Annotated in this window: 10 protein-coding genes and 1 pseudogene; 7 read left to right on the top strand and 4 right to left on the bottom strand. The window is 59.1% G+C overall.

The annotated features are described in order from the left end of the window. Positions 1 to 14 precede the first annotated feature (14 nt). The gene (locus QTL95_RS04345; protein WP_289718810.1) at positions 15 to 1,007 is read right to left on the bottom strand and encodes a LacI family DNA-binding transcriptional regulator; all 993 of its coding nucleotides are present in this window, start codon (positions 1,005 to 1,007) and stop codon (positions 15 to 17) included. Positions 1,008 to 1,192: 185 nt separating this feature from the next. Here QTL95_RS04345 and ltnD point away from each other — a divergent pair, with 185 nt between their 5' ends. The 4 genes from ltnD to QTL95_RS04325 are packed head-to-tail and all read left to right on the top strand — an operon-like array spanning position 1,193 to position 4,592. Then, the gene (ltnD, locus tag QTL95_RS04340) at positions 1,193 to 2,107 is read left to right on the top strand and encodes an L-threonate dehydrogenase (protein ID WP_289718722.1); all 915 of its coding nucleotides are present in this window, start codon (positions 1,193 to 1,195) and stop codon (positions 2,105 to 2,107) included. Positions 2,108 to 2,111: 4 nt separating this feature from the next. Beyond that, positions 2,112 to 2,879, top strand: coding sequence for a 2-oxo-tetronate isomerase (otnI, locus tag QTL95_RS04335; RefSeq protein ID WP_289718721.1), 768 nt, complete (start codon positions 2,112 to 2,114; stop codon positions 2,877 to 2,879). Positions 2,880 to 2,902: 23 nt separating this feature from the next. Then, the gene (locus QTL95_RS04330) at positions 2,903 to 3,799 is read left to right on the top strand and encodes an SMP-30/gluconolactonase/LRE family protein (RefSeq protein WP_289718720.1); all 897 of its coding nucleotides are present in this window, start codon (positions 2,903 to 2,905) and stop codon (positions 3,797 to 3,799) included. After that, a complete protein-coding gene (locus QTL95_RS04325) occupies positions 3,702 to 4,592 on the top strand; it encodes a lyase family protein (RefSeq protein ID WP_289718719.1) in 891 nt (296 codons plus the stop codon). Before QTL95_RS04330 ends, QTL95_RS04325 begins: the two co-directional genes overlap by 98 nt. A 27-nt stretch (positions 4,593 to 4,619) precedes the next feature. Here QTL95_RS04325 and QTL95_RS04320 read toward each other — a convergent pair whose 3' ends face one another. Next, the gene (locus QTL95_RS04320) at positions 4,620 to 5,723 is read right to left on the bottom strand and encodes a nucleotidyltransferase family protein (RefSeq protein ID WP_289718718.1); all 1,104 of its coding nucleotides are present in this window, start codon (positions 5,721 to 5,723) and stop codon (positions 4,620 to 4,622) included. Positions 5,724 to 6,267: 544 nt separating this feature from the next. On the opposite strand from QTL95_RS04320, the gene istA reads away from it, so the two are divergent. From istA to QTL95_RS04305, 3 genes and pseudogenes are all read left to right on the top strand, one after another. Further along, complete coding sequence (gene istA, locus QTL95_RS04315) at positions 6,268 to 7,707, top strand: IS21 family transposase (protein ID WP_289718809.1); 1,440 nt, start codon at positions 6,268 to 6,270, stop codon at positions 7,705 to 7,707. Continuing rightward, a complete protein-coding gene (gene istB / locus QTL95_RS04310; protein WP_289718717.1) occupies positions 7,704 to 8,597 on the top strand; it encodes an IS21-like element ISRel5 family helper ATPase IstB in 894 nt (297 codons plus the stop codon). Before istA ends, istB begins: the two co-directional genes overlap by 4 nt. A 49-nt stretch (positions 8,598 to 8,646) precedes the next feature. Then, positions 8,647 to 10,137: pseudogene (locus QTL95_RS04305) on the top strand (hypothetical protein); the annotation flags it as partial. A gap of 333 nt (positions 10,138 to 10,470) precedes the next feature. Here QTL95_RS04305 and QTL95_RS04300 read toward each other — a convergent pair. Continuing rightward, positions 10,471 to 11,088, bottom strand: coding sequence for a zeta toxin family protein (locus QTL95_RS04300; protein ID WP_289718716.1), 618 nt, complete (start codon positions 11,086 to 11,088; stop codon positions 10,471 to 10,473). A gap of 10 nt (positions 11,089 to 11,098) precedes the next feature. Then, positions 11,099 to 11,272, bottom strand: coding sequence for a hypothetical protein (locus QTL95_RS04295; protein WP_289718715.1), 174 nt, complete (start codon positions 11,270 to 11,272; stop codon positions 11,099 to 11,101). Positions 11,273 to 11,361 lie beyond the last annotated feature (89 nt).

Below are 11,361 nucleotides of genomic sequence, written 5' to 3'. Positions count from 1 at the left end.
GGCAGGGGCTCCGCTCACGCGGTTGCGCCCTCGATGATTGAAAATCCGGTATCGATGATCCGTGTCTCCGGCGGACGCTTCGGATCCTCGAGCAAAACGTCTACGGCCGCCTTGCCGATGGCGAAGCGGTTCGACAGAACCGTCGTCAGCGGCTTCGGCAGGACCTGCCCGATCTCAAGACCGTTGAAACCGATCAGCGCAAGATTGTCCGGCACGGCGATGCCCGCCGCAAGGCAATGCATGAAGCCACCGACGGCCATGTCGTCATTGGAAAAGGCGACGGCATCGATCTCCGCGCCGCGGGCCAAAAGCCGGGCGAGCGTCTTGCGTCCTTCAAGGGTCGAACTCGGTTGCTCCGTGCGGCATTCGGAAACGAGCGACAGCCCCGCCTCCGCAAGCCCCTCGCTCAAACCCTGGTAGCGCGCATAGGCACGGCGGTCCGCCATCCAGTCGTGGCCGACATAGCCGATGTTCCTGTAACCGCGCTGGGCAAGATGGCGTGCCATGGCGCGGCCGGCCTCACGATGCGACAGACCGACGGCCAGATCGATAGGCTTGTCGTCGATGTCCATCAGTTCCGCCACGCGCACGCGGCTTCCTTCCAGCATGCGGCGCGCCTGCTCAGTGTGTTCGAAGCCGGTGGTGATGAGGGCCGCCGGCTGCCATGCGAGGAGCGAGGAGATCAGCTCCTGCTCGACCCCGAGATCGTAATCGGTCACCCCGATCATCGGCCGGTAGGGCGTACCGCTGAGGCCGGCATTGATACCGCGCAGCAGTTCCGGGAAAACGATGTTGGACAGCGAAGGCAGAATGACCCCGATGATCAGCGAGGACGACGAGGCGAGCGAGCCGGCCGCACGGTTCGGTATATAGCCGAGCTGTTCGATCGCCGCATTCACCCGCTCCCTCGTCTCGACGGCGATCGAGCCCTTGTTGCGGATCACACGCGACACGGTGTTCTCGCTGACATTGGCGAGCCGGGCGACATGTGCGAGCGTCGGCGTCATTCCCGCGCCTTGCGAAAGGTGCTGCAAGCTGGTGTCGTCGGATAGCTGACCGTCATCCGTCATGGCTCATTCTCCAGATTTATCTCAGCGCTAACATAACTTGCTTGAACAGATCAAGATGATGTGCTTCTAAAGAGATGTTAGCGCTGAGATTAACGCATCATTTCGCCTGAGAGGTATTATTCATGTCACGCCGGATCACTGTAGCCGTTATCGGATTGGGCTCCATGGGGCTTGGGATGGCCCGGTCCGCGTTGAAGGCGGGCCTTGAGGTTCGTGGCTTCGACATCAATGCAGATGCACTGAAGACGCTCGCGGTCGAAGGCGGCATAGGCGCCGCAACGCCCGCCGAAGCTGTTGAGGGTGCTGATGCCGCGGTAGTCGTCGTCGTCAATGCCGCGCAGACGCAAACCGTGCTCTTTGGCGAGGGCGGCATCGTATCGGCGATGAAGCCCGGCGCGGTGGTCGTCTCCTGCGCCACCATCTCCCCCAGCGAGGCGAAGGTGTTTGCCGCACAGACCGAAGCAGCCGGCCTGTACTATCTCGACGGGCCGATTAGCGGCGGCTCGAAGAAGGCGAATTCCGGCGAACTGACCTTCATGGCCTCCGGATCCGCCGCCGCCTTTGAAGCCGCGCGCCCCGCGCTCGATGCGATGGCGGGCACAGTCTACCAGCTCGGCGATCAGGCCGGCGTCGGCTCGTCCTTCAAGATCGTCAATCAGTTGCTGGCGGGTGTCCATATCGCTGCGGCCTGCGAAGCGATCACATTCGCAAAAAACCTCGATCTCGACATCTCCCGTGTCTTCGACGTGATCACCAAATCCGCCGGCAACAGCTGGATGTTCGAGAACCGCGTCCCGCACGTTCTGGAAGGCGACTACACGCCGCATAGTGCGGTTTCCATCTTCACCAAGGATCTGGGCATCGTCTCCGACATCGGCCGCACCCAGAAATTCCCGCTGCCGATCACGGCGGCAGCGCTGCAACTCTTCATCATGACCGAAGCCGCCGGCATGGGCCGGGACGACGACAGCTCCGTCGCCCGCCTGCTGGCGCAGATCGCCGGACTGCAGCTGCCCGGAATGGAAAAGGAGGCGTGAGGCCATGCCGAAGTTTGCCGCCAACCTGTCGATGATGTTCAACGAGCGGCCGTTTCTGGAGCGTTTCCAGGCAGCCGCCGCGGCCGGCTTCACGGCCGTCGAATATCTCTTTCCTTATGACTACCCGCCAGAAACGGTCGCCGAAGCGCTGCGCTCCGCAGGCTTGAAGCAAGCCCTGTTCAACATGCCGCCGGGCAACTGGGCGGACGGCGATCGCGGCCTGGCCAGCCTTCCGGACCGTCGCGAGGAGTTCAAATCAGCGCTTGCCACCGCCATCGGCTACGGCAAGGTAATCCAGACGCCGCTTCTGCACATGATGGCCGGGATCGCGCCCGCCAACGATGCGGCCGCCCTCGCCTGCTATCGCGACAACCTGAAACGGGCTGCCGACGCGACGGCGCAAGCGGGTATCGGCCTTGTCATCGAGCCGATCAACAAGCGCGACATGCCGGGCTATTTCCTCAACGATTTCGACCGGGCCATCGAGTTGATCTGGGAACTAGGCAGGCCCGAGGTCAAGCTGCAGTTCGATGTCTACCACCGGCAGATCCTGCATGGCGACGTCATTACCGCCCTGCGCGCCATGGCGCCGCAGATCGGCCATATCCAGATCGCAGCCGTCCCGACGCGGCATGAGCCGATGACCGGAGAGCTCGACGATCGTCGTATCTTCCAGGAGATCGATGCGATCGGCTATCGCGGATATATCGGCTGCGAATACAGACCGGCAGCCAGCACCGAGGACGGCCTCGGCTGGATGCATGCAATCTAGCCTACCTTGGGAGGAGGAAGCATATGACATATACGCCCTGGTTCGAGGTCCTCGATCCGCGCTTTCGGCAGCTTATCTTGCCAAACGTCCATGTGGATCAGTTGTATTCGGGTGGGCGCTGGCTGGAGGGGCCGGTCTATGTTCCGGCCGCGCGGCATCTACTGTTCTCCGATATCCCGAACAGTCGCGTGCTTCGCTACAACGAGTGCGACGACTCCGTATCCGAATTCATGCGGCCGTCGAATTTCGCCAACGGCCACACGCTCGACCGGCAAGGTCGCGTCATCGCCTGCGAGCACCAGACACGCAGCGTGGTACGCTTCGAGCATGATGGTTCGCACACGCACCTTGCCGACCGCTTCGAGGGTCACCGACTAAACTCTCCGAATGACGTGGTCGTCGACAACGGCGGTTCCATCTGGTTCACCGACCCGACCTACGGCATTTCGACCGAATACGAAGGCGCGCGATTGGAGAGCGAGATCGGATCCCGCAATGTCTTTCGCCTCGATCCGGATGGCAGCCTGCATGCCGTGATCACCGACCTAGAACAGCCGAATGGGTTGGCAATCTCGGCCGATCAGACGCGTCTCTTCGTGGTCGACAGCGGCGCAAGCCCGGCACGACTGATGGCCTACGACCTCTCGCACGACAGGCGCCCTGCCGCCGGGCAGATCCTGCGTGTCTGCGACAGCGGCATGTATGACGGTTTCAGGCTGGATTCGCGCGGCAACATCTGGACAAGCGCCGGCGACGGGGTTCACTGCCTATCGGCGGACGGTGACCTGCTCGGAAAGATCCTGCTGCCTGAAACCGTCAGCAATGTGTGTTTCGGCGGCGCGGCGCGCAACCGCCTCTTCATTACGGCAACCCGCAGCCTGTTTGCCGTCTATCTCAACACCACAGCTAGCGCTGCTTAAAGTCGTGAATACGATGCTCCCAGAACAAATGCGCGTCGAACAGGACACGCTTGGCGATGTCGATGTGCCTGCCGACGCCTATTACGGCGCCCAGACGCAACGCGCGGTAACGAATTTCCAGATCTCGGGAACAGTTCAGAGCAGCCCACGGCCTCTCATCAAGGCGCTCGGCATGGTCAAGCTCGCCGCTGTCAGGACGAACAGAGCGCTTGGCGATATCGACGAGCGTCGCTTTGCGGCCATCGAGACCGCGTGTGAGGAAATCATCGGTGGGGCCTTCGACGATCAATTCGTCATCGACGTATACCAAGGCGGCGCCGGCACATCGACGAATATGAAGGCCAACGAGATCATTGCCAACCGGGCGCTCGAACATCTGCGCTTTTCCAAGGGACGCTATGACGAGATCCATCCCAACAATCACGTCAACCTGTCCCAATCGACAAACGATGTCTATCCAACAGCCATCCGCCTTGCTCTCCTTGACAGCAGCGAAGAACTCGTGCGTGGACTCCATGAACTGGCGGCCGCTTTCGATCTGAAGGCGGGCGAGTTCGCGGATATCCTGAAGCTCGGCCGGACCCAGTTGCAGGATGCCGTGCCGATGACGCTCGGCCAGGAGTTTGGCGCGTTTGCAACCACGCTAAGGGAAGACATTCTCAGGGTGCGGGAAGTCGCGCGGTTCATGCTCGAAATCAATCTCGGCGGCACAGCTATCGGCACCGGCATCACCGCCGATCCTGCTTATTCCGGACACGTCGTGGCCGAGCTGGTTGTACCCTCAAAGGCTTGAAACCGCTGCCGATTTTGGATCCCACTTCTAAGTGCTCAAAGGGACGCCCTCCGGCGGGTCGAAACCGATCTCGGTGTTACCTTGTCTTCTGATTCGGTTCAGCGCATCTTGACCTTGCGCAGACAGCATGCTGTTTGCAGCTTTCTGAAGAGCCTCTTGCCACGCTGGCCCACGTTGCCACGCTTCCTCGAACGCAATCGCGAAATCGGACGCTCTGCGGGTCTCATAAAGAGCTTCAAAAAGGATTTCGGCCTGGCGAATATCTTTGTCGCGTTTGACCGCACTCAGCCCGTCGGTCCTGCGTCTTGTGGCCACGATCATTTTGTGCACCGCATATCGGGCAGGGTCTGGAACAGTCACTGGGACACCGCTCTTGTGCAGCAGGATCGTTCGTAAAGGATCTCTGATCAGGAAATCGAGAAACCGGAGTGGATCCGCACTTGCGCCACCAAGAGCGGGCATGCTTGCAGGCTGGTCGATGTGGTCATCAGATCCGCGATTCGAAGTTAAAAATTCTACACGATATCCAGTTGCATTCTGAAAGGCGGACGAGGCAATCGAACCTGATCGGTGAGGGACCGGCCGAAAACTTGGATCAACGTTTTGCAGGAGATCAACAATGGGAGGAAGAGTGTCTTCAACCTCGCGAGAGATTGCATAATCCTGAGCGATATCGGCATCCCCGGTCAGAATTGCAGCCGCTGGCAATCGGACGCCTAGTAAGCCCGCATAGGTTTGGAACGCGACCGTGCCGATGAGCACACCGCGGAGCCGAAAGAGGCCGCCGGATGCAAGTGCTTCCACGATCGCTCCTGACATCGTATCTGGCGCAATCATCCCGCCTTCACGAGTGAGACTACTTACCATCCGCCGTCGTGCAAGAAGATCATCTTTCTGACGCTGATGTGTCTCGACGCGGCGGGTGATCTCACCGTCTTCTGAAGGACCGACATAGCGCCGGGATTTTCCGCCAGAACCATCCGGGATGTCGAAGTACCAGTAGTTTTTTTCCTTGACCACAACGCGCTGAAAACGGCCTTCTGGGGGGAAGTCGGCGGTCCAAGCGGCGTCCATCGACCGTTGTCCCAGCTCCGCCAGCATTGTCTGATAGACGAGATCGATCTTTTTCATCGTGATCCAACAAACGTTATACCTTTTTCGATAGACGGTATATCAGGATTAATCCCTCTGTGAAAGGGGAGAGACATCACCCTGTGCATCGACGAACACCAGGTGAGAAGCAGGAACGAGATCGTCAGGTCGGCCGCCTCTGTACGGTCAGAAATCTGATACATCCTTTCTTAAAGCTCGCCTCATATTCCCGCTCGCCCTCGGCATAGGTGCCGAGAGAAACGGAATGAGCATGACCAAAAACGACATTTCATCACGGCATTTTCAGCGAAAGATATCCGAATTCTGCGAGCTGCGTATCCCGCCGATCGCATTCAAACGAGTGTTGGAGAACGTCCGCCCCTATCTCCTAAGCTTGATCATCTACCGAAAATCGCCGCCGTTCCTAAATGGCCATATCGATTGGGCAACGATCGGTCAGTCGTGTGGGATCGAAGTCGAATTGACGGCGGAACTGAAAAAGCAGCTTCGCCCAGGCTTGGATGCAATCATCCGCTGGCTTGGCGCAGCGCCAGCGGCCGAAGAACGGCGGCCGCCAAAGCCGATGGCACATCAGGTAAAAAAGGCGTCCGCCGGGAAGGCCGCTTGCCCGCCTTCCACCAGGGAGGTGCAACTGCCATCTCAGAGCAAAGCGCCACGCGGACGCCGTCGCCCTGATCCCCTGGAGCCGATATTCGAGACGGAAGTCATCCCGCTCCTGAAGGCCGCACCCGGCATCCGTGCCGTCACGGTCTACAATGAGATGCTGCGCCGACATCCAGAACTTTCCGAAGGGATCCGCCGCACGCTTGAGCGACGCATCCGGTCATGGCGTGCTGTCCATGGCGAAGCGCAGGAGGTCATCTTCCGACAAACACACGAGCCAGGCCGGCTGGGTCTTTCGGATTTTACCGACGCCAGCGGTCTTGGTGTGACGATCGCCAGCCAGCCGCTTGATCACCTGTTCTATCACTTCCGGCTTGTCTGGTCGGGCTTCGAACATGCCCATGTCATTCTCGGCGGGGAAAGCTTTGTCGCGCTGGCCGAGGGGCTTCAAAATGCCTTGTGGTCCGTGGGCGGTATGCCGCTTTATCGTCGCAGCGACAGCCTATCGGCGGCTTTCCGTAATCTCGATGCCGATGCCAAGGTCGATCTCACGCATCGTTACGACCAGCTATGCGACCATTACCGTATGACCCCGACGCGCAATAACAAGGGCGTCGCGCATGAGAACGGCTCGATCGAAAGCTCTCACGGTCATCTCAAGAATGCCGTTCACGACGCCCTACTGATGCGGGGCACGAGAGAATTCGACGATCTCGGCTCTTATCGCGCCTTTGTCGATGAGATCGTCAGTCGTCGCAATGCCGCCCATGGCAAGCCTATTGATGCGGAGCGATCCCATCTGCAGGCGCTTCCCGAGCGGCGAACCACAGACTTCGAAGAGATTGTCGTCACGGTGGCGAGGACTGGCGGCTTCACCTTGCGCAAGGTCTTCTACACCGTGCCGTCCCGCCTGATCGGCCACAGGCTGCGCGTGCGCCTGTTCGATGATCGGCTAGATGTCTTTGTCGGTGGGACGCACCTGATGACGTTGCGCCGCGGTCGCAGTCATCCCGACGGGCGGCACGACCAGGTCGTCAACTACCATCACGTCATCCATTCCCTGCGCAAAAAGCCGATGGCGCTCCGCGGCCTCGTTTATCGCGACAAGCTCTTCCCGCGGGAGGAATACCGCAGAGCTTTCGAGACCCTCACCGAACACTTTCCTGACAAGCAAGCTTGCAAGATCACCGTCGAACTCCTGGCGCTGGCCCATGACCGCGGCTGCGAGCGTGAACTTGCTGAAGAATTGGCCAAGACACTCGATGCCGGTCAGCTACCCGATCTGGCTTGCATGCGAGCGCTCTTCGGTCCTGACCCAGCCAAGCTGCCGACCGTTCATGTGCAACTCGCATCGCTCAATGGCTACGAGGCCTTGATCGGGACAGGAGAAGCGGCATGAAGAACGCCCACGTCATCGATGAAGCACGTCTCGGCATCATGCTCAACGAGCTCCGGCTGCCGACGATCAAAACCCTTTGGCCACGATTTGCAGAACAGGCGGACCGGGAAGGATGGCCGGCAGCTCGCTTCCTGTCGGCGATTGCCGAACACGAACTGGCAGAACGTGCCCATCGCAGGATTGAACGGCATCTCGCCGAGGCGCACCTGCCGCCGGGCAAGACATTGGACAGCTTCGCTTTCGATGCCGTGCCTATGGTCTCCAAGGCACAGGTCATGGCAATCACCGCCGGCGATAGTTGGCTTGCCAAAGGAGCCAACATCCTCATGTTCGGTCCGCCCGGCGGAGGAAAGAGCCATCTCGCTGCCGCTATCGGCCTGGCCTTGATCGAGAACGGATGGAGGGTCCTGTACACCCGGACCACCGATCTCGTGCAAAAGCTCCAGGTCGCCCGACGGGAGTTGCAGCTGGAATCCGCCATCGACAAGCTCAACAAGTATGACCTGCTCATCCTCGATGATCTCGCCTACGTCACCAAGGACCAGGCGGAGACAAGCGTGCTCTTCGAACTGATCTCGGCACGATACGAGCATCGATCGATCCTCATTACGGCCAACCAGCCGTTCGGAGAATGGAACCGCGTCTTTCCCGACCCTGCCATGACGCTCGCAGCGGTCGATCGGCTCGTACACCATGCCACGATCTTCGAAATGAATGTCGAAAGCTACCGACGCAGAACCGCACTCGAGGAAAAGCGCCAACGGGGCCGACCGGCCGCTTTCGCGACAATCAGACCCGCAACTGAATCTGTCGCGGAGCGGCAATCAGAAAGCCAAGAGGACCTTGTAAGCGGCAATCAACCTGATAACTTGATCCCGACCGCGACCTAAGAATCTCATCCAGATTGTCGCTACCGTCTCATCCTGATCGCCGCGCTATACCGGATCGACAAAGTATCGTCGATACCAGGCGGCGGCCAGCAAGCAACGTTATGCCATCCGCTTTCCCGGCGTCACTTATGGCGGAAGCGCTTTGTCGGCCAGATCCTTGGCATCCGTGGCCGGCGCCAATCAGAATCAAGCGGCCGAGTTCGATGATCCTGATCTTCTCTCCGGCGTCGTCGACGCGCCGCCGCGGCTTGCCATGGAAATGGCAGATCTTATCCGCTTCAAAACCTCGACGTTGACGGCAATTGGATTTCAGCGGAATGGCGTTTGGGGTGAGGAAACGGCCTCTCAGAAGATTGAGCACCTAGGCCTGATGTTTGGCGCGCTAGCCGCTTCACCAAACGGTGCAGTAAAGGGTTTTGGCGTTCCGCTCAGTCATTTGAGTTTTGGTCTTCTCATCTTCCCTGGCGTTTGGGACTGGTATCTGCAGTGGCGGGAACAGCGCCGTGGCTTCTATACCAAATGGGAAGAGGACATGCTAATGGTTGCCCAAGCCCTTTCTCGCGCCGACATTGGCTGGATCCGGCAGCATCCGGAACTGCTTGAGAACATCAGGCCGATCTCAGGCTTGATTGAACAGGAAGAAATCGACTTCGCAGCTCAGGATTGGCATGGGGCCTGCGACGCTTTCCACCGACATGCCGCTAACAGATCCAAGGAAATCCAACGCGTCATGCGTGTTCATCGCGACCCGTTCGAGCCGATCATATGTGTCCTCGAAGCCGAGAGCCCGTTGGCGGAATATCGCAAGATCACAGACGAGATCCTTGCACGTATGCCGGACGAGAACAGATATCCACGGTCGGCGGCCGAGGCCATCAGATCATTCCTGCTGCTCAGGCTTGGCCTGCACCTCGGGCTGCGGCAAAAGAACCTTCGCCAACTGCGTGTCTGCCCGCGAGGACATTATCCGACATCGGAACGCCGGCTGGAGGACATGAAATGCGGGGAGTTGCGCTGGAGTGATCGTGATCAGGGGTGGGAAGTCCTGATCCCATCGGTCGCGTTCAAAAACTCCGGCTTCTCGTTCTTCGGCCAAAAGCCGTTCCGGCTTATCCTGCCGGACCTGCTCGATCTCTACAAATACCTCGACGCTTACATCGACCGCCATCGCGGCGTTCTGCTTGGCGGTGCCACGGACCCTGAGACGCTGTTCGTCAAAACGGTTAAGACGACCAGCATCGACGCCGCCTACAACTCCAGCACGTTCTACGAGGCCTGGCGGACCGTCATCCAACGCTATGGGATCTAAAACCCCTATACCAAACGCGGTGCGATCAAGGGCTTGCTGCCGCATGGGCCGCATAACCTGCGGGATATTCTTGCCACACATATCCTGAAGGAGACCGGCTCCTACGAGCAGGCGAGCTACGCCATTCAGGACACGCCCGACGTCGTGCAGCAGCACTATGGTCGTTTCTTGCCGCAAGATAAGGCCGCACTGGCCGCCAAAATCCTCAATCAGGTTTGGGGGGCTGCATAAAATCGAATGATATGCTCGGCTCGGATGTCGGCTCAGCCTACATCCGAGCCGACATCGTCGTTTCGCTCTTGAAGGGAATCGAACCGGCGACAGGTCGTTCAGATAGCTTAACTTCCTGAAAAGACATACTTCGTCGCATAAGGCCAATTTATGGACCTCCAGCGATCGCCGCCGCCGATTATCATTCTCATCTTGGACCTGGAACCCGCGCCGGGTAGATTTTCCTTTCGGCAAGCCTCATGAGGGCAGTTCGCCGAACTTCGCGGTGCGCGGTCGGAAAGTTGGCGAGATATTTAAAGGTCTGTCAACCGGAGGCAGCCTATCCCTCCTCAATTACCTGCTCTCAAAGCCTTCCAGCGCTCGCATGAGATGGTACGCTTCGCAGACCTTGGCCTCAAAGAGCTTGTGCAGCGCTTGGTTGTCATCGATGTCGAAGGACTGGACCACGCCGCCGTTAATGGCGAAGACCTCGTGCGGTTCTATCCCTGAGTTGTCGATCAACAAAACTTCGTCTGCGATCCTGAGAGCTTCGGTCAGCTTCTCGAAGGATCCATCGTGCCGCCTTCGGATGTTTTCCTCCGGGATGTCGTGACCGCCCTTGAGGACACGCTGTCTAACGCGCTCGACGTTTGTCTCAACGGAATCCAAAGCAACATAGTACAAGCCGACCTTGAACCCGGCCGCCTTGGCAGCCCGCATCATTCGCAACGATTGGTTGCTGCTCAGCGTCGTCTCGAAAATAAAAGACTGCCTGGTGTCGATCATCTCGTCAATTTTCAGGAGAGCCGCTCGACCAGCTTGGATTTCAGTCGATCTGTTATCGGCGGCCGGCATCGCTTTGGCGATCTCGTCCGCGTTGATCCAAACACCGTCGAGCTTCAGCTTCGCGAAGGCGGAAGTTTTGCCGGAGCCGTTCGGCCCTGCGAGGAGGATACACGACAACTCGGGCATGAAGCGATTGCTACCTCACGGTAGCCGGAGCACGTTCCTTGCGCTCATGCTGGGCCTTATCCTGCGCCTCGTTCTGGCGATCCTTGGCAGTGATCGTTAGGCCCATACGGCGGCTCTCGGCGATGGCCTCCCGGCCGATCTGCTTCAAGGCTTGCTTGTTCTCGCGGTATTTCTGCAAAAGCATCAGCGATCTCCTTTCCATTCTTCCATAACATAATGCGACAGGCCGTCGGCTGCAAATATCGCTTGTGCCAGGTGCCACCGACAGCAGCA

This window comes from Rhizobium sp. S152 (assembly GCF_030380735.1).
Classification (GTDB): domain Bacteria; phylum Pseudomonadota; class Alphaproteobacteria; order Rhizobiales; family Rhizobiaceae; genus Rhizobium.
This window is presented reverse-complemented; position numbering and strand designations above follow the sequence as displayed.